Here is an 18,338-nt window from a genome sequence, read left to right as displayed (position 1 = left end):
GGTTAGTACGTTCCATTTTTCTTGAATTGTTGAATTGCTGCATCGAGTTCTTTCTCGGTATCAGCATCCAGTTCTTTGCTCTTCTCGATTTTATCCAGAATCGCACTATATTGCCCACGTATAAAACTCTTCAAAGCAGATTCAAACGCTAATGCGCGACTCACCTCAACATCGTCAAAATAGCCCTTATTGACTGAAAATAGTGTTACTGCCATTTCCGATACACTAAGAGTTGCGTATTGTGGTTGCTTCATTAACTCCGTTGCCATTTTTCCGCGCTCAAGCTGTTTACGTGTTGTCTCATCCAGGTCAGATGCAAACTGCGCAAATGCAGCCAGTTCACGATATTGCGCCAAAGCTAATCGTATACCACCACCCAATTTCTTAATGACCTTTGTTTGTGCAGCTCCACCAACCCGAGAGACCGAAACACCCGCATTAATAGCAGGACGAATACCCGCATTAAACAAATCCGTTTCCAGGAATATCTGTCCATCAGTAATGGAAATCACATTAGTTGGCACAAAAGCAGTAACGTCACCCGCTTGTGTTTCAATAATGGGCAAAGCCGTTAATGAGCCTGTTTTACCTTTTACAGCCCCATTAGTCGCCTTTTCTACATAAGCAACACTGACACGCGCAGCCCGTTCTAACAATCGTGAATGCAGATAAAATACATCACCCGGGTAGGCTTCACGACCGGGCGGGCGACGCAGTAAAAGAGAAATTTGTCGATATGCCCAAGCTTGCTTAGTCAGATCATCATAAATAATGAGGGCATCTTCTCCTTTATCCCGGAAATATTCACCCATAGTACATCCAGAATAGGGCGCAATAAATTGCATTGCCGCAGATTCCGATGCTGTAGCAGCAACAACAATGGTATATTCCATTGCCCCGTGCTCTTCTAGTTTACGTACCACGTTTGCGATAGACGAGGCTTTCTGCCCTATCGCAACGTAGATACATACCATATTCTGGCCTTTCTGATTAATAATCGCGTCAATGGCTACCGCTGTTTTTCCCGTCTGGCGATCACCAATGATCAATTCGCGCTGCCCTCGACCGACAGGCACCATCGCATCAACAGATTTCAAGCCCGTTTGTACTGGCTGATCGACGGATTGACGCCAAATAACACCGGGGGCAATTTTCTCAATTGGCTCAGAACCCTGTGAAGTCACCGGACCTTTGCCATCTATTGGCTGTCCCAACGCATTCACAACACGACCGAGAAGTCCCTCGCCTACAGGTACTTCCAGAATACGACCCGTGCACTTTACGGTGTCTCCTTCGGAGATATGCTCATATGATCCCATAATAACCGCACCAACAGAATCACGCTCAAGGTTAAGTGCCAGACCATATGTATTCCCAGGAAACTCCAGCATCTCGCCTTGCATCACATCAGACAAGCCGTGTATACGCACAATTCCGTCAGTCACAGAAACAATGGTTCCTTGCGTACGAACTTCCGATGTAACGGCTAATCCTTCAATCCTGTTTTTAATCAGTTCGCTGATTTCGGATGGATTTAACTGCATTTCAAATAACTCCTAGCTTTTAAGGGCAATAGCCATGGTTTCTAGTTTACCGCGAACTGAGGCATCGAGAATTTCGTCGCCGATTTCTACTTTTACCCCACCTATTAATTCTGGATCAACACTCACTTTAACTTCTATTTTACGCTTAAACTTTCTTTCAAGACCCGCCACTAATTGATTCAACTGGTTATCGCTAATAGCAAATGCGGAAACAATTTTTGCTTCGAGAACACCCTCATGCGCCGCTTTCAACTGCTCAAATAATATACTGATGTGAGAAAGAATCTCTACTCGATTATTTTCAATTAAAAGCAATATTAGATTACGACCTTTGTCATTAAGCCTATCGCCACATATATCCAAAAATAACTCTTTTAGCTGTTTGGCAGAAACTATCGGATTGTCAATCAGTTGTTTAATGCGATTATCTTCAGTTATAGCTGCCAACAATCGCAGCATATCCGACCATATGGACAATGTTCCGCTTGCCATCGCCGATTTGAATACTGCATCAGCATATGGTCTTGCAATAGTAATTACTTCGGCCATTATTTCAATTCTTTTTCAATTGAGGAGAGCAGATCTGCGTGCGCTTTTGCGTCTATTTCACGGCGCAGTATTTTAGCCGCGCCCGCAACAGCTAAATTCGCAACATCCTGACGCAGCTCTTCTTTAGCACTAAATATCTCATGCTCGATTTCAGCCCTTGCACCAACAAGGATACGCTCTCCTTCTTCTTTGGCTGAATTTTTTGCTTCCTCAACTATTTCAGATGCACGTTTTTCTGCTTGAGTAATTATTTCTGCCGCATGCTGTTTGGCATCTTTTAATACATCAGAGGAACGCCGGCTGGCTAGCTCCAATTCATGTCTGCCACGCTCGCCTGCGGCCAGCCCATCAGCAATATTTTTCTGCCGCTCCTCAATCGCACGCAGCAATGGTGGCCAGACAAATTTGACTGTAAACCAAATAAAGATTGAAAAGGCTATCGCCTGCGAAATAAGAGTAAAGTTAATATTCATGACTAGCCTGTAATATAAAACCAAATACCATTATTATTTACTGAATAACTGCCAGCAATGGATTCCCAAACGCAAACAGCATTGCCAGACCAACAGCAATAATAAAAGATGCATCAGTCAGACCAAGCAACAGAAATACTTTACCTTGCAACGTTGGAATCATTTCTGGCTGGCGCGCAGCACCTTCAAGAAAGCGGCTACACATTACACCCACGCCAATACACGCACCTGCCGCACCAAGACCGATCATCAAACCGATACCAATTCCAGTGTAAGCTTGAATCATTGCCAAATACTGCAAATTATCCATTTTATTTCCCTTTCGTTTCGTTATGATTAATGATTCTATGACTAATATGTTGTAAAGATCTAATGCGACTCATGCGCCATTGAAATATATACTACCGCCAACATCATGAAAATAAATGCCTGTAAAGCAACAATCAGAATATGAAATATTGCCCAACCTGCACCCAAAATTGCACCAAATAGTGTGCCAGCTACACCTGTTGCTGCCCACATACCCAGTAACAAGAAGATAATTTCACCCGCGTAGATATTTCCGAAAAGCCGCAAGGAATGCGAAAGTGGCTTCGATACATATTCGATAAAATTAAATAATAAATTAAGTATCCAAAGTAGCGGGTTACTCCCGAATGGAGTACAGCAAAGCTCATGTATCCACCCTCCCAAGCCTTTAACTTTAATACTGAAAAATATCATTAACAGCCATATCGACAAAGCTAATGCAAATGTTGTATTTACATCGGTAGTCGGTACTGTTCGCCAATTATGCAATCCGAATGCATGTTCATATACCCACGCCATAATATCAATGGGTAATATATCCATTGCGTTCATCATCAGTACCCACACGAATATTGTCAGCGCCGTCGGTGCCACAAACACATGGCGATTACCATGAAAGCTGCTCTTAACCTCATTATCGATGAATTCAATGGCCAACTCTACGAATGCCTGACGCTTACTTGGCACACCGGGTGTGGCTTTACGCACTACTAGCCATAAAAACCCAAAGCTCATGACTCCAAGTATTAGTGATGTTACCAATGTATCAACATGCAAAGTCCAGAATCCACCCTCACCTACTTGAGTAGTCAAGTTTGTAAGATGATGGTTAATATATGATGTTGGTGTAAGTTCGTTTTCTGATGCCATATACTGTCTACTTTCTATTTGTTAACCTGTGTAACTTTCGTATCATCCGATATAAACAAAGCCATACTGTATACAATTACAGTTATGGCAAATGTACCTACAAATGCAAGAGCATTAACATCCTCATACCACTTAAATACCAGCCAAAGCAAAATAACCGTAAAAATTATTTTGACCGCTTCAGCCCTCAAAGCCGTTCTCAATGTTCCGCTTGCAGTATAGCCGCGATGATTCGAGACAATTAACGCAAAAGCTGCGGAAGATATAATGCTAACCATTCCTCCCAATACAGCGGACACCGCACTACGTAAGTCTGCCCACACTCCCAATACAATCGCTACAACAATGACAAACAACATTTGCCAAATGAGAATGATTCGCAGCGGCCTATTTTTTATCCAAGGCATTGACTACACCTTATTACCTAAAGAGTAAGCAGTCGTTTTATCTAATTTACAAAAGACGCGGATTTTAACCTGCCAAAACAAATCAGTCAACGTAAGAAATCTTTTTTGTTCTTGATCCGAAGTAAACAAACGACACCAGCCGCTTGTTTAGCATCATCCTCAAGTAATCTCTAAATGCTCTATACCGGAATTCATATCGTTATTTTTTGCTTCAGCTCCTTCAAGTTTAATTTGTAAACGCAGTTCATTCATTGAATCTGCATTTCTTAAAGCATCCTCATAACTGATTTTACCCGCCTCATAAAGCTCAAATAATGCCATATCAAAAGTCTGCATACCCCCTTCACGTGATTTTTTCATAATTTGTTTGATCTCATGCACATGACCTTTAAATATCAAATCCGAGATTAATGGCGAGTTAAGCATCACTTCTATCGCCGCTATCCGGCCTTCTCCATCTTTGACAGGAATTAAACGCTGAGCAACCAGTGCCTTCATGTTCAACGATAGATCCATCAACAACTGTGATCGACGTTCTTCTGGAAAAAAGTTAACAATGCGATCCAATGCCTGGTTAGCACTATTTGCATGTAACGTTCCCATACATAAATGCCCTGTTTCAGCAAAAGCAATGGCATGTTCCATTGTTTCACGATCACGTATTTCTCCAATCAGAATTACATCCGGGGCCTGGCGAAGTGTATTTTTCAAAGCTACCTCCCAAGATTCCGTATCAACACCCACCTCTCGTTGAGTAATTACGCAATTAATGTGCTCATGTACAAATTCCACCGGATCTTCAATTGTAATGATATGGCCGTGGCTATGTTTGTTTCGATAACCTATCAATGCAGCCATCGATGTCGATTTACCTGAACCCGTGCCTCCAACAAAAATAATCAGACCACGCTTACTCATCACGACATCTTTTAATACCGGTGGTAAACTCAAACTATCAAATTCTGGAATCTGGGTCGTAATGGTACGTAACACAATACCGACCCGTTGTTGTTGCACAAAGGCATTAACACGAAAACGCCCGATATCCGAAGGATTAATTGCAAAATTGCACTCCTTGGTTTTCTCAAACTCGACAACCTGCTTATCATTCATAATGGCACGTGCCAGTTCTGAAGTATGTTCTGCTGTTAACACCTGCTGTGATACTGGTGTCATTTTTCCATCAATCTTAAGCGCAGGCGGAAATCCAGCCGTAATAAATAGATCTGATGCTTTTTTACTGAGCATCAAACGTAACAAGTCAAACATAAACTTTGTTGCCTGCTCTTGTTTCATAGCCAATTCCTGAAATTCATAATTAAAACCTAACCCAATGATGGAAACTCCCCTCTCCCGACAATACCAATGTACTACTAGACCCACCTAATAGTATTGACATCTCTCGCCACCCTAAAGAATAGTGATCTCTACGATAGGCATGCAAAAACCCTACAAAACCTTTGCAAAACTCCAATAGTTGAAAAATTAACTCTTTATAATCAATAGTAGAAAACTTATGGCGAGAGCTTTTGCAAAGACTTCTTACATGAATATCTTCAATAGATTCCTCTTTTCAAAGCAACTTGTTGTTTTTTATATTTTAATGAAATTACATTGATCTTATGCGCCGATCATCCCACTACTATAGCGATTTGATTTTTTGTATTCAAAATTGTTGTAAAACTGCCTTTCTAATGTTCTTCTGATGGTCTTTCAACACGGGGTAACAGCACGGATGAATTTAGATCTCTAGGCGACACAGCAGAATTCTGCGTTCCATATTGTCTTATATCCGAAGATGAATTCACCCCATCCCTGATTAAAGAGAAAATGATACAAACCGGTTTCAGCCTCACTCGCTTGCTGCACTACTTGCTCACTGTTGTCCTTCAAAGATCAAAACAACCATCATCCAGACAAATCTCCAACAAGCCTACTCCGAAATTATATTCCAGGTTGTCTCACATCGTCATCATCCACCATTTATAGAAAGAAGCTCATTTTGCCTGTTTCCATGTAGTATTTTATGATGTCAGATTGTATACAGTCGGACAACTGATGAAAGATATTGCTCCTATAATATTTTCTTGTAAAACCAGTCACAGCCGATCAAACCTCCAAACTAGTCGATACATTAGGCTCTAAAATTATCTTTATTCATAGCTTTACTACGCGCCTCTGCAACCGTAATCATATTTCGAGTGATTAAACTGCTCAGATTCTGGTCCAGCGTTTGCATTCCCACATTCTGACCCGTCTGGATAGTGGAATACATCTGCGCCACTTTTGCCTCACGAATCAAATTACGAATAGCTGGCGTACCAATCATGATTTCATGTGCAGCTACCCGACCTTTACCATCCTTTGTTTTTAATAATGCTTGTGAAATAACCGCACGCAATGACTCCGACAACATCGCCCGGATCATTTCCTTCTCCTCCGCTGGAAAAACATCAATAATTCGATCAATTGTCTTGGCTGCAGAGCTCGTATGTAACGTACCAAAAACTAAATGGCCTGTCTCCGCCGCTGTCATCGCTAAACGTATCGTTTCCAGATCTCGCATTTCACCCACTAGAATAATATCCGGGTCTTCGCGCAACGCTGAGCGTAATGCATTCGAAAAACTCAATGTGTCCCGTCCGACCTCACGTTGATTAATGAGACATTTTTTACTCTCATGCACAAATTCAATTGGGTCCTCTAGCGTTAAAATATGAGCATATTCATTTTCATTAATATCATTAATCATGGCGGCCAGCGTAGTCGATTTTCCCGATCCAGTCGGCCCCGTTACCAGTACGACACCACGTGATTGCTTAGCTATTTCGGAAAAAATCTTAGGTGCCTTAATATCTTCCAAACTCAGCACCTTGGATGGAATAGTCCGCATTACCGAGGCAGCACCCCGCTGCGTATTAAATACATTAACCCGGAAACGTGCCAGATTAGGAATAGAAAAAGAAAAATCACATTCCAAATGCTCTTCGTAGAATTTGCGCTGGCCATCGTTCATAATGTCATACACCATGTTGTGTACTGCCTTATGCTCCATTGCCGGTAAATTGATCCGCCGGATCTCGCCATTTACCCGAATCATAGGAGGCATCCCTGCCGACAAATGCAAATCTGAAGCCTTGTTCTTCACTACAAAAGCGAGGAGTTCAACTATATTCATACGATATTCCTTGTAAAAGCACCTTATATTTTTGTACCTTAAGTCATGTATTGATTACAGCTAGCGCCTGGCTGAAACCAAGCGCTTCAATCAAATGCTCGGTGGATAATCAAAACGCAGCGCACAAGAAGGTAACTTTACCAATTATTTGATACGACACAGCCGGATAGACTACACCGCTCTCTCCGTAATTAACCGTAGGCTACGAGGCAGACACTATCTTCCTGATTATGCATTCACAAATTTATAACCGATTCAGGCCATCATAGAGCTCAATCATCATCCTACACACCCGCCAAGATGTCATGATTACATTTTTTAACCGTTAGATATCTGTTCCTATCAACCGCCGCATTCGCATGCTCTGGATCATCACCATATCCTCAATAATAGGGCTGTTCCGTAATGTGGTAGCTACCGCATCAATTGAATTGTTACGTTTGATTATTAGAGACCTTTGCAAAACCCCAATGATTAAAAAATTAATCTTTTATAATCAATAGCATAAAACTTCTGGCGAGGGCTTTTGCAAAAGTCTCTATTAGTCTAGGAAGCTATCACAAATCATCCATCACCCTATAAATCACAGGAATTCGGGATGATTTATTCATTAACGGCTATCATCAATACAAATTAAACAAAAAGAGGGAGTGGAGAACAGAAAAGGATCAATGGCGCTGCTTTAGATACAACTCAAGATGATTCGTACGCTAATGAGCGTTTACGATACAAACAATATCAGCAGGCAATTTTATTAATTAATGGCATCGTTCTGGACCGAAAGCAAAATGCCAGCAAAACAGCATCATTGCATGGAGATTAGAAAGCTAAGCTTAATATACAATTACCATTAGAGTGCCTACAAAAAATAGCTCTGATTACACACACTATAGTCGCCTCTTGAGTTTAATACACGCATCATCACAAACAGCTTAAAAACGCTTACTGTTTACCCATCAATGCATGATACTTCTCTTGTAATTGCTCTTTACTTTCAACCATATTCGGGTCACTACTAATACAATCAACAGGGCAGACTTCGACACATTGCGGTACATCGTAATGTCCGACGCATTCCGTACAAAGAGCAGGATTGATGATATAAATTTCTTCGCCCTGTGAAATTGCCTCATTAGGGCATTCCGGTTCACATACATCACAATTAATACATTCATCAGTAATGATTAAAGCCATTTCAACCTCAAAATTATTTTTCCAGTCTACTATGTAGTCGTTCTGCAACTAAAGGATGCACAAACTTATCAGCGTTTCCACCCAATAATGCAATTTCACGTACAATCGTAGCAGAAATAAACATATACTGTTCGGATGGTGTCATAAACAAAGTTTCAACATCAGGATACAATCCACGATTCATCCCAGCCATCTGGAATTCATACTCAAAATCAGATGCAGCGCGCAAACCACGTAAAATTATACGGGCATTCTGCTGTTGCAAGAATTCCATCAGTAAACCAGAGAAAGCCAATACCGTTACATTTGGACAATCCGACAATACCTGTTGTGCCATTTTCACACGTTCATTCAATGTAAAGAATGGTTTTTTTCCACTGCTCGCTGCTACCGCTACCACAACTTGATCAAATAAACGCGATGCACGTCGGATGACGTCTTCATGTCCACGTGTGATCGGGTCGAAAGTACCGGGGTAAATCGCTTTATCCATTTGTTTTCCGTTTTAAAAGCTGATAGCACACCTTTCCCGCTTGCCCACTCCGCCATACGATCCAATCTTTATCCGGCATAAAAACATCACTTGTCTCAATATAAACCCATGCACCTTCAATAAGTCGCGACGAGAGCAGTGATAATAACTTCGGCAATAGTCCAAGACGATAGGGCGGATCAAGAAAAATAATATTAAATCGCTTCAGGTCGGCAGTCTTGATAAATTCAAGTGCATTCCCTTGAATCAACTGTACCTGTGTCGCCCGCAACTTTTCTTTAGAATTCCGTAATGTCTGTATTATATTAAAGTCGGATTCGACCATTACCACTTGTTCTGCTCTGCGAGAGGCGGCCTCAAAACCCAGCACACCGCTTCCAGCAAAAAGATCAAGGCAAATGGCTTCATTCAAATCTTGCCCTAACCAGTTAAATAACGTTTCTCGTACCCGATCAGGCGTTGGACGCAAATCTGCGCAAGAAGGAAAGGAAATGACGCGACTACGCCATTCGCCGCCAATAATACGCACCTTACCCTGAACTAGCACCATAAAACGAAATCTCTTGAGATTCTGATTTTATTCCATCGCACCTACAATAACCGTTACCATTCCTTCTGGTTTAATCCGCTGTTGAAACGCTTTCCTGATTTGTTCAGCTGTCACATTCTCAACAGCCACTACATAATCATCAAGATAAGTCAATGGCAGATTGTAAAATCCAATCATCGACAAATAGCTCAGGATTTTCTTATTACTATCGATCCGTAATGGAAAACCACCAATAAGATTTTGTTTAGCTGCGACTAACTCTTTTTCTGTCGGACCTTTGGCAACAAAATTTGCCAAAACATGTTGCGTCAGTTTCAATGCCTCCTCTGCTTGCTCCTTTTTGGTTTGTAGTCCTATTTCGAAGGGCCCTTGCTCCTTAAATGGGGAGAAGAAGCTATAGACACTATAAGCCAGCCCACGCATTTGGCGAATTTCCTCCATTAAACGTGAGACAAATCCGCCACCACCCAGTATATAATTCCCCACGAGAAGCGGAAAATAGTCAGGATCACTCCGACGCAAACCTGGATAAGCAAGCTGAATATGGCTCTGCGTGGCTGGATGCGCAATTTTTCTAACCATCGCAGGAGGAGTCTTTACTGCGGGTAAAGCGGCACGCATCCCCTCTATAGGCAAATTCGCTGTCAGCGCTTCCGCAATAGTCGTTGCCTGAATACGGCTGACATCACCAATCATAGCGATTACCGCATTTTTGGCGGTATAGTGTGAACGGTAAAATTCAACCAAATCATTCCGTTGTATTTTATCTAATGTGTTAATTTCACCTAAACTACTGAGTCCGTAGGGGTGATTACCATAAAGCATTTTCATCAGCTCACGATCGGCAATGTAGTCTGGTTTAGTAGTAGCTTCTTTTAAACTCGCAATCAATCTGATCCGCTCACGCTCAACGACTGCCTCAGGAAATTCAGGAAACTGGATAATTCGAGATAGCATATCCAGGGCCCGCCTACTTTCATGTTCACTACTTAAAGTGCGTAGCGATATACCCGCACGATCACGATCAAAGTGACTACCCAATTGCGCCCCGACATCGGCCAGTGTTTTTGCAATTTGATCTTCAGACAAGCCACCAGCGCCAAGACTCAGCAAATGCCGGGTTAAATTAGCCCGGCCTGATTTCTCCGGTGTATCCATACTACTACCAGCGCTAAATTCAATACTGACATCAAGCATCGGTAAATCACGATTCTCGACAAAATAAACGCGCGCACCGGAAGATGTCTGCCAAGACTGAATCGGCAATGAAGCAAATATTACTTGAGAATAAATACTAAAAAATAAAATTGATACAATATGTATTATCTGCATGGTAATTTCCCCTACGAGCAAACAAGCTGAAACAGCTTATTTAAAATTTTAGATCTGTTAAATATTGGATCAATTTTATTCCTGTTTACAGAAATTAAATTTTCTATCAAATACATATCCTAAGTGCAGTGAAAAATGAATCGCCAGTATCAGCAATCAACCGAGGTTACTCGGATCATTACATTAAAACAGCGCGAGACTTTTGCAGAAGTCTTCGCCAGAAGTCTTCGCCTATTGATTATAAATAATTAATTTTTAAACTATTGGAGTTTTGCAAAGGCCTCATTATAGATAATGAATAACCGCTCGGATATATCCATAATCAAAGTACAAAACTTTTTCCTGGTTTCACGCGGAACATCGCAACTAAAATAGTCATTACTGCTTGTAGCTGCATTATTCCATCTCTCAGATCAATCACAATATGAATTTAGTAGCCAATTACCTTTGCTGAGCATTCCTTTCGCCGATTCAGATAGCAGCAGTCCATTTAAACGCTATTATTGTTCAAACCTAGCAAGATAATTACCCGCTATTCCGTAATCCTGCTGTCACACCATTAATAGTAAGATGTATCGCGCCTTTGACTTCATCATCATCGTCACCAGAACGATAACGCCGCAGCAACTCCACTTGCAGATGATTCAGTGGGTCAATATAAGGGGTTCGATTACGAATACTCCGTGCCAAGGTAGGATTATCTTGTAACAACTCGCTGTGGCCCGTTATCGCAAATAACCATTTCACACTGCGATCCCATTCTTCCCGGATGCGTCCAAAAATTTGCTCGCGCAACTCAACATCTGTAACCAATTCAGCATAACGCGAAGCAATACCTAAATCAGATTTCGCAAGAACCATATCCATATTCGATAATAATGTTTGCATGAATGGCCAGGTACGATACATTTCCTGCAATAATTCTAGCCCTTTTCCAGCTTGATCATCACGCTGAACAAACGTTTCCACCGCATGACCAAAACCATACCAACCTGGAATCATGGCACGGTTTAAGCTCCAGCTAAAAACCCAGGGGATCGCGCGCAAGCTTTCAATCGAACTCGATTTCTGACGTGATGTAGGGCGGCTGCCAATATGCAACCCGGCAAATTCTCTAATCGGCGTAGATTCCTGAAAAAATTGTTCAAAATTAGGGGTCTCATATACCAAATTACGATAAGAAGCAAAAGAATCAGCAGCAAGTATCTCCATTGCCTGGTAATAATCGGCGGCACGCTGACTAATAGGATCATGACCCAGTAAAGTTGCTTCAATAGTTGCCGCAACTAGCGTCTCCAGGTTACGACGGCCTATTTCCGGATCAGCATATTTACTCCCGATTACCTCGCCTTGTTCAGTTACCCGTATTTGACCATTCACACTACCCGAAGGCTGCGCCAGAATACCCTGATAACTTGGACCGCCACCACGCCCCACTGTTCCACCGCGTCCATGAAACAAACGTAGCTCTACCTTGTGTTTAGCAAAGACTCTTGTAAGCTCGATCTCTGCCTTATAAATTTCCCAATTAGATGTAATAAAACCACCATCTTTATTGCTGTCGGAATAACCTAACATCACTTCCTGCACATCGCCGCGTGAATGCAATAATTTGCGATAATAGGGTAGCGAAAACAATTCATCCATTATGGTGCCACAACCACGTAAATCCATAATGGTTTCGAATAAAGGAATAATGTTAAGACCTAAATGAGGCGTATCCCCGACTTGGAGCAATCCAACTTCTTTTAGTAGCAACGCCACTTCCAATATATTAACAACATTGGATGCCATGGAAATAATATAATTTGGCATGGCTGCATGTCCAAAACGACGTTGAATTTCTGCCGCCATTTGCAAAATACGTAATTCACCTTGCGTTGCCTCAGAATATTCCAAATAAGGTGAAAGCAAAGGACGTGGACTGCTGATTTCGTCTAATAACCACTGCGCACGATCCGCTTCAGCTAACTCAAGATAGTTTTTACCATCTGTACCGAACTCAAATAACTCAGCCACTACCTGTTCATGCACTTTGCTATGTTGGCGCATATCCAACGGAGCCAGATGAAAACCAAATACATCAGCCGCGCGCCGCAAATTACGCAGCGGTCCTCGCGCTACCCAATCCGATTTGTGCTGTTTCAGTGAGTGGATAATAATATCTAGATCATGAACAAATTCAACGCTGTCAGCATAAGGTTCTACAGTATCTTCTTGATCGTGTGGCGCAACAGCGTGTCCTAGGTGCTGACTGGTTGCGACAAGACGAGCGCCAATACTACGAAATGCACGTCGATAAGGCTCATCAATTCGACTGACAGGAACATCTTTCGAAGCAGTCGCCAACTCCATCAACTCATCACTGACACGCACTAGCTGCTCGGTCAAACTCATAGTGCGGCCAATCTTATTCACTTCATCTATGTAAAAATCCAGGATTAATGCCGAATGGCGCTCTGCGGCATGCAGCATGACCTGATGAGTCACAAAGGGATTGCCGTCCCGATCACCGCCTATCCAGCTACCAATACGCAAAAAAGAGGGCACTCGTGGCGCATCCTTACCTAGGTGACGTTCAAGCAAATCTTCTATTTTGGCATAGATATAAGGTATTTCAGTTAGAAAGGTATAACTATAATAAGCCAAGCCATTTTCAATTTCGTCGCGTACAGACAAACGTACTGAACGCAGCATACGCGTCTGCCACAAAATCTGTATCGTAGCGCGCAACCCCTCCTCGTTATGACGGAGCTCGTTAGGGGTTAATTGCGTGCGGGCACGTTCCTTCAACAATCGCTCAATAGTTAATTGACAATCCAGTATGCTTCTACGCTGTACTTCTGTCGGATGTGCGGTCAATACTGGAGACACAACTGCTTTAGCAAAAAATTCAGCTAAGACGGCACTGTCTTTTCCATTCGCCAGTACACGTTCCAGCGCCAATGTAACACTCCCTGCCTGAGGCGGAGAACCCGCACACAGATGAACCCGACGCCGTCGATTATGGTGTAAATCCTCGGCAATATTCGAAAGTTGCGAAAAATAACTAAATGCACGTACTACTGAAACCGTCGCTTTATTACTTAATTGATTGAGTATCGTATCCAGTTCATGGCGCGCTTTCGGATCTTGCTCTCGATGAAAACGAATCGCAGTCTGGCGGATATTTTCGACTAAATCAAATGTAGGCTCACCCTCCTGCTCACGTAAAGTATCTCCCAGCATACGCCCCAATAAACGGATGTCTTCACGTAACGGTAAATCCTTATCGGCAATTGTATGATTGTTAGAATGATTGTTCTTAGAAGTAGTCATACTCATTGTGTAACACCACCTACTGTATAAAAGTGAATTCAGATCGCATATGCCATGACCCAAGTCGGCGCCGGCCATGCTAGAATGGTTGCTGTTGAAAAATTTTGTAATTCTTTCATTTTAATATTCATGTCCAGCTCATTTATTCTCCCCAAGAAAATTATAATTGCTTCACGAAAAAGCTTGCTTGCTATGTGGCAAGCTGAATTTATTCAACAGCGATTAACCGAATTATACCCACAAACCGAAATCAGCATACTTGGCATGACCACTCGCGGTGATCAAATACTAGACACCTCTTTATCTAAAATCGGCGGCAAAGGACTGTTTATAAAGGAGTTAGAGCAAGCGCTTGCAGATGGTCGGGCCGATATTGCGGTACACTCCATGAAAGATATGCCAATGAATATACCAGAAGGATTTGTGTTGGCCGCTATAACCGAACGCGAAGACCCGCGCGATGCTTTTGTTTCTAATCAATACAACAGTCTTGAAATGCTTCCTGCTGACAGCATCGTTGGTACATCCAGTCTACGGCGGGAAAGCCAACTACGCGCGCAGTTTCCGCATTTACAAGTACAACCATTGCGCGGTAATGTACAAACTCGACTCAGTAAACTTGATGAAGGACAATATGCAGCTATCATTCTGGCTGCCGCTGGACTAAAGCGGCTTGGACTGGCTGATCGCATCACTTCCTTATTGAGCGCCGAACAAAGTTTGCCCGCCGTAGGGCAAGGCGCTTTGGGCATTGAATGCGCTGCGAATCGCCCCGATCTGGTCACACTTATGCAACCATTACATCATCACGAAACAGCCCAATGTGTCAAGGCTGAGCGTACCATAAGCCGTATCTTGGGCGGCAGTTGCCAAGTACCATTAGGTGCATTTGCTGAGATTACTGATGATGTGCTGAGATTGCGTGGATTTGTGGCTACTCCAGACGGCAAACGCACGATAAAAGACGAGCTGAGTGGCAAGCCGGAAACAGGCGAACAGATGGGAGAACAATTAGCACAACAGTTGACAGCACAAGGCGCTGATAAAATCCTAGCTGCTTTAACACTTACAGATCATTGGGAATAAATTGTCTGCAATCAAACTGCTTACAGGGACTAATATCCTCGTCACACGACCCGTACATCAGGCAGACTGTCTTGCTGATGGCATTCGTGCCATGGGTGGCAATCCGATACTGTTCCCAGTTCTAGAAATTACCGATATCACAGATATTCGTCCGCTACAAGAATTAATCAATCATCTTGATGCCTTTGATCTCGCTATTTTTGTCAGCCCTAATGCTATCAACAAGGCGATGCCTTTAATTCTAATGAATCGGGCACTGCCGCCCAATTTAAAAATTGCCGTAGTTGGAAAAAGTAGTGCCGATACCTTAAAAGAATATGGCATTCATAAAGTGATTATGCCAACCCAACGTTTTGATAGCGAAGCATTACTTGATGAAGCAGAATTACAACAAATAAATAATAAGCGAGTCGTCATCTTCCGGGGTGATGACGGACGGAAATTACTCGGAGAGACGCTGATAAAACGTGGCGCCATACTGGAATATGTAACCTGCTATCATCGGAGAAAACCCTTTATTGACACAGGTCCCTTATTAACCACCTGGTCACAAGGTAAATTAAATGCTGTTACCATTACAAGCAGCGAAGGATTGCATAATTTATTTGACATGATAGGTGAGTTTGGCCAACAATTACTGAAAAGAACACCGCTATTTACAGCTCACGCACGAATCGCTCAAGTAGCAAGGGATCTGGGACTGGATATTGTAATCACGACAAGTGCTGGGGATAAGGGGTTATTACAAGGTCTGCTGGAGTATTTTCAAGCATCCAAAAACCAGATATGATTTCTCGGAAATATGGACAGAGAGATTCAAAACATGGCCAAACCACAGCGTTCAATGATACCGCTGCTGTTTATAACGGCACTTCTTATCTTCGCTATCAGCACACAATGGCCTTATGTTAGCGGCCACATCACAAGCATTAAACAGGAACTGGCCGCGCAGATAGATGAAATAGATATTTATGGAAAAAAATCCCGGCACCTTATGGCTGAGATACAAGCCACCAGGCTTGAAGCAGAAAAACGCTTAAATCAAATTGAAACCGATCTAATCGAATCACAGCAATACCAGGCAACGAACGATGCCTTCGGCAATACACCACCACCTGATTCTCACCAGAAAATATTAGAAACGGTAGAGCAACTGATCACCCTCGCAGCACAACATTTGAATCTTACTGGTAACGTTAACGCTGCTTTAGATACAATGAGAAAGGCACAGGTTTGCATACAAGATATCCATGATGAGGCTTTAATTTCATTTCATAATATTCTTGAAAAAGATATAGAAAACCTCAAAGCAGTCACGCCCATCGATATTTTAGAAATCAATTCTCGTCTCAACACCCTCACCGACACAATCAGCACACTCCCTTTAGCTATGGATCATAAGCTAATAACAATAGACTTGGCTCCCGAGCAGACCGACGCACAAGAAAATAGATGGCTTAAGCTCATGCACGAAATGCTACAGGATGCAAAAAAATTGATCCATATCCAAAAAGCTCATGATTCAGAGACACCACTGCTTTCACCATCGCAGGTTTATTTTTTACATGAAAATATTAAGCTAAAATTAATCTTAGCAAGATTTTCCTTGCTTTCCCGTAATGAGACCGGATTCAAAGCTGACCTCAAAACAGCAAAAAACTGGATCACTCAATACTACGATAAGCAATCAACGGACGTAGTTAAAATACTTCAGGTATTGAATCAGTTGCAGAATGATACCGTCGGAATAAAGCTACCGAATATCTCAGCCAGTCTTGATGCAATACGCACTTATCGACTCATGCATACTGAGGAGACTATATGAGACTGATACTCTGGCTATTAGCCTTATTTGCTGCCGCAGTGACAGTGACATTTGCAGCTAAATATAATACCGGCCATGTTTTGTTAGTGCTTTCTCCCTACCAAGTTGAGCTATCACTCAATATATTTATCATGGCATTATTAGTCGCGTTTTTTATTTTCTATTTCCTACTGCGTCTCATATTAGGCCTCTTCGGATTCAACCAGCGACATCGCCATAAAAAAGCAGACGAAATGATGCTAACCGGGCTTAAGGCTTTCTTCGAAGGTGATTATATCAAAGCAAAGCGAAGTGCTTCTACTGCATTGAAACTAGCAGATGCACCGACGATGAAGGTAATTAATGCTGTTATTGCAGCACGCTCAGCACATAAATTGGGCGCTTTTAAATTACGCGATGAATTTTTATCCCTCGCGGAAAAAGGTGCCCCTGAGGAAAGAACGGTAAGACTCGTAACACAAACAGAATTGCTGCTCAATGAAACACGTTACGAAGAAGCGCTCAATGTACTGCAAACCTTATATTCTACAGGTGGATTACAACAGACTGCTGTACTGCAACTTGAATTGGAAGCACAACAGCAAGCAAAGAATTGGGATGCAGTACTCGATTTAATTTACCTTTTGGAAAAACGGCACCCTTTTAATAAAGCATCAATAGAACAACTGAAACTCATTGCACATCTGGAAAACATTCAGCTTAAAGCATCCGATCCGCAACTATTAAATAAATATTGGCAAAACTTAACTACCATAGAAAAGAGAAACAGTAAGCTCGCTGTTGCCGCAACACGCGCGTATATATCACAGGGAGATTGCGCAACAGCCCATCACATCATCGAACAATACGTTGATGTAGAATGGAATTCTGAATTAATTACACTTTACGCAGAGTGCCTCGACTATCATGTGAACAGGCAGATAGAATGCGCTGAAGTTTGGCTCAAGTCTCAACCCAATAATGCCCATTTATTATTAACGTTGGGCAAACTGTGTGCTCATTGCGAACTATGGGGTAAAGCACAAAACTATCTGGAAGCCAGTCTATCTGTAGAGCCTGGTCACGCAGCTCATCTTGCCTTGGCTCAATTAAGTGAGAAACTTGGTAAGCATGAACTTGCCATGAGCCACTATAACAAAGGACTCGGATTTACCTTAGAGCAATTGAGTTAATATTCTAACAATGCAGGGAGATTATAAGTAAAACGGGG

17 protein-coding genes are annotated in these 18,338 nt (G+C 42.2%); 4 read left to right on the top strand and 13 right to left on the bottom strand.

Going from position 1 to position 18,338, the window contains the following annotated elements; translation table 11 throughout:
- Nucleotides 1-2: 2 nt before the first annotated feature.
- The 13 genes from atpA to ppc all read right to left on the bottom strand — a co-directional run bounded on the left by atpA (nt 3) and on the right by ppc (nt 14,223).
- Nucleotides 3-1,544 (bottom strand): F0F1 ATP synthase subunit alpha, encoded by a 1,542-nt coding sequence (gene atpA, locus BUQ89_RS00915; protein WP_028461260.1) that lies wholly within the window; start codon nt 1,542-1,544, stop codon nt 3-5.
- A 12-nt stretch (nt 1,545-1,556) separates the two neighbouring features.
- Nucleotides 1,557-2,093, bottom strand: a complete 537-nt coding sequence (locus BUQ89_RS00910) for a F0F1 ATP synthase subunit delta (RefSeq protein ID WP_028461261.1) — start codon at nt 2,091-2,093, stop codon at nt 1,557-1,559.
- Nucleotides 2,093-2,566, bottom strand: coding sequence for a F0F1 ATP synthase subunit B (locus BUQ89_RS00905; protein WP_028461262.1), 474 nt, complete (start codon nt 2,564-2,566; stop codon nt 2,093-2,095). Before BUQ89_RS00905 ends, BUQ89_RS00910 begins: the two co-directional genes overlap by 1 nt.
- A gap of 37 nt (nt 2,567-2,603) precedes the next feature.
- Complete coding sequence (gene atpE, locus BUQ89_RS00900) at nt 2,604-2,876, bottom strand: F0F1 ATP synthase subunit C (protein ID WP_028461263.1); 273 nt, start codon at nt 2,874-2,876, stop codon at nt 2,604-2,606.
- A 59-nt stretch (nt 2,877-2,935) separates the two neighbouring features.
- Nucleotides 2,936-3,745 carry a F0F1 ATP synthase subunit A gene (atpB, locus tag BUQ89_RS00895; RefSeq protein ID WP_028461264.1) on the bottom strand — a complete coding sequence of 270 codons (810 nt, stop codon included), beginning with the start codon at nt 3,743-3,745 and terminating at the stop codon, nt 2,936-2,938.
- A 14-nt stretch (nt 3,746-3,759) separates the two neighbouring features.
- The gene (locus BUQ89_RS00890; protein ID WP_028461265.1) at nt 3,760-4,152 is read right to left on the bottom strand and encodes an ATP synthase subunit I; all 393 of its coding nucleotides are present in this window, start codon (nt 4,150-4,152) and stop codon (nt 3,760-3,762) included.
- A 159-nt stretch (nt 4,153-4,311) separates the two neighbouring features.
- A complete protein-coding gene (locus BUQ89_RS00885; protein ID WP_028461266.1) occupies nt 4,312-5,448 on the bottom strand; it encodes a PilT/PilU family type 4a pilus ATPase in 1,137 nt (378 codons plus the stop codon).
- An 838-nt stretch (nt 5,449-6,286) separates the two neighbouring features.
- Nucleotides 6,287-7,330 (bottom strand): type IV pilus twitching motility protein PilT, encoded by a 1,044-nt coding sequence (locus BUQ89_RS00880; protein ID WP_028461267.1) that lies wholly within the window; start codon nt 7,328-7,330, stop codon nt 6,287-6,289.
- Nucleotides 7,331-8,272: 942 nt separating this feature from the next.
- Entirely contained in the window at nt 8,273-8,524 is a 252-nt protein-coding gene (locus tag BUQ89_RS00875; RefSeq protein WP_028461268.1) for a YfhL family 4Fe-4S dicluster ferredoxin, read from the bottom strand.
- Between the two features lie 13 nt (nt 8,525-8,537).
- Entirely contained in the window at nt 8,538-9,017 is a 480-nt protein-coding gene (gene coaD / locus BUQ89_RS00870; protein WP_028461269.1) for a pantetheine-phosphate adenylyltransferase, read from the bottom strand.
- The gene (gene rsmD / locus BUQ89_RS00865; protein ID WP_036572897.1) at nt 9,010-9,567 is read right to left on the bottom strand and encodes a 16S rRNA (guanine(966)-N(2))-methyltransferase RsmD; all 558 of its coding nucleotides are present in this window, start codon (nt 9,565-9,567) and stop codon (nt 9,010-9,012) included. The genes coaD and rsmD overlap by 8 nt, the downstream gene beginning before the upstream one ends.
- Before the next feature lie 27 nt (nt 9,568-9,594).
- Nucleotides 9,595-10,899: a M16 family metallopeptidase gene (locus BUQ89_RS00860; RefSeq protein WP_028461271.1), complete on the bottom strand. Its 1,305-nt coding sequence runs from the start codon at nt 10,897-10,899 to the stop codon at nt 9,595-9,597.
- Nucleotides 10,900-11,424: 525 nt separating this feature from the next.
- Nucleotides 11,425-14,223 (bottom strand): phosphoenolpyruvate carboxylase, encoded by a 2,799-nt coding sequence (gene ppc, locus BUQ89_RS00855; protein WP_028461272.1) that lies wholly within the window; start codon nt 14,221-14,223, stop codon nt 11,425-11,427.
- A 123-nt stretch (nt 14,224-14,346) separates the two neighbouring features.
- Here ppc and hemC point away from each other — a divergent pair, with 123 nt between their 5' ends.
- The 4 genes from hemC to BUQ89_RS00835 are packed head-to-tail and all read left to right on the top strand — an operon-like array spanning nt 14,347 to nt 18,300.
- Entirely contained in the window at nt 14,347-15,303 is a 957-nt protein-coding gene (hemC, locus tag BUQ89_RS00850; RefSeq protein WP_028461273.1) for a hydroxymethylbilane synthase, read from the top strand.
- A gap of 1 nt (nt 15,304) precedes the next feature.
- A complete protein-coding gene (locus BUQ89_RS00845; protein WP_028461274.1) occupies nt 15,305-16,093 on the top strand; it encodes a uroporphyrinogen-III synthase in 789 nt (262 codons plus the stop codon).
- Nucleotides 16,094-16,126: 33 nt separating this feature from the next.
- On the top strand, nt 16,127-17,128 hold the full coding sequence (locus tag BUQ89_RS00840; protein WP_074202455.1) for a uroporphyrinogen-III C-methyltransferase: 1,002 nt from the start codon (nt 16,127-16,129) through the stop codon (nt 17,126-17,128).
- On the top strand, nt 17,125-18,300 hold the full coding sequence (locus tag BUQ89_RS00835; RefSeq protein WP_028461275.1) for a heme biosynthesis protein HemY: 1,176 nt from the start codon (nt 17,125-17,127) through the stop codon (nt 18,298-18,300). Before BUQ89_RS00840 ends, BUQ89_RS00835 begins: the two co-directional genes overlap by 4 nt.
- Nucleotides 18,301-18,338 lie beyond the last annotated feature (38 nt).

The sequence above is a fragment of the Nitrosomonas cryotolerans ATCC 49181 genome, from assembly GCF_900143275.1.
In the GTDB taxonomy this organism is placed as follows: domain Bacteria; phylum Pseudomonadota; class Gammaproteobacteria; order Burkholderiales; family Nitrosomonadaceae; genus Nitrosomonas; species Nitrosomonas cryotolerans.
Note: the sequence above shows the minus strand (reverse complement) of the source record. Positions and strands in the feature narration are given on the sequence as shown.

Bases quoted from the DNA above. Each gene is read 5' to 3' on its own strand.
- atpA (WP_028461260.1), bottom strand. From the start codon at position 1,544: ATGCAGTTAAATCCATCCGAAATCAGCGAACTGATTAAAAACAGGATT.
- BUQ89_RS00910 (WP_028461261.1), bottom strand. From the start codon at position 2,093: ATGGCCGAAGTAATTACTATTGCAAGACCATATGCTGATGCAGTATTC.
- BUQ89_RS00905 (WP_028461262.1), bottom strand. From the start codon at position 2,566: ATGAATATTAACTTTACTCTTATTTCGCAGGCGATAGCCTTTTCAATC.
- atpE (WP_028461263.1), bottom strand. From the start codon at position 2,876: ATGGATAATTTGCAGTATTTGGCAATGATTCAAGCTTACACTGGAATT.
- atpB (WP_028461264.1), bottom strand. From the start codon at position 3,745: ATGGCATCAGAAAACGAACTTACACCAACATCATATATTAACCATCAT.
- BUQ89_RS00890 (WP_028461265.1), bottom strand. From the start codon at position 4,152: ATGCCTTGGATAAAAAATAGGCCGCTGCGAATCATTCTCATTTGGCAA.
- BUQ89_RS00885 (WP_028461266.1), bottom strand. From the start codon at position 5,448: ATGAAACAAGAGCAGGCAACAAAGTTTATGTTTGACTTGTTACGTTTG.
- BUQ89_RS00880 (WP_028461267.1), bottom strand. From the start codon at position 7,330: ATGAATATAGTTGAACTCCTCGCTTTTGTAGTGAAGAACAAGGCTTCA.
- BUQ89_RS00875 (WP_028461268.1), bottom strand. From the start codon at position 8,524: ATGGCTTTAATCATTACTGATGAATGTATTAATTGTGATGTATGTGAA.
- coaD (WP_028461269.1), bottom strand. From the start codon at position 9,017: ATGGATAAAGCGATTTACCCCGGTACTTTCGACCCGATCACACGTGGA.
- rsmD (WP_036572897.1), bottom strand. From the start codon at position 9,567: ATGGTGCTAGTTCAGGGTAAGGTGCGTATTATTGGCGGCGAATGGCGT.
- BUQ89_RS00860 (WP_028461271.1), bottom strand. From the start codon at position 10,899: ATGCAGATAATACATATTGTATCAATTTTATTTTTTAGTATTTATTCT.
- ppc (WP_028461272.1), bottom strand. From the start codon at position 14,223: ATGAGTATGACTACTTCTAAGAACAATCATTCTAACAATCATACAATT.
- hemC (WP_028461273.1), top strand. From the start codon at position 14,347: ATGTCCAGCTCATTTATTCTCCCCAAGAAAATTATAATTGCTTCACGA.
- BUQ89_RS00840 (WP_074202455.1), top strand. From the start codon at position 16,127: ATGGCCAAACCACAGCGTTCAATGATACCGCTGCTGTTTATAACGGCA.
- BUQ89_RS00835 (WP_028461275.1), top strand. From the start codon at position 17,125: ATGAGACTGATACTCTGGCTATTAGCCTTATTTGCTGCCGCAGTGACA.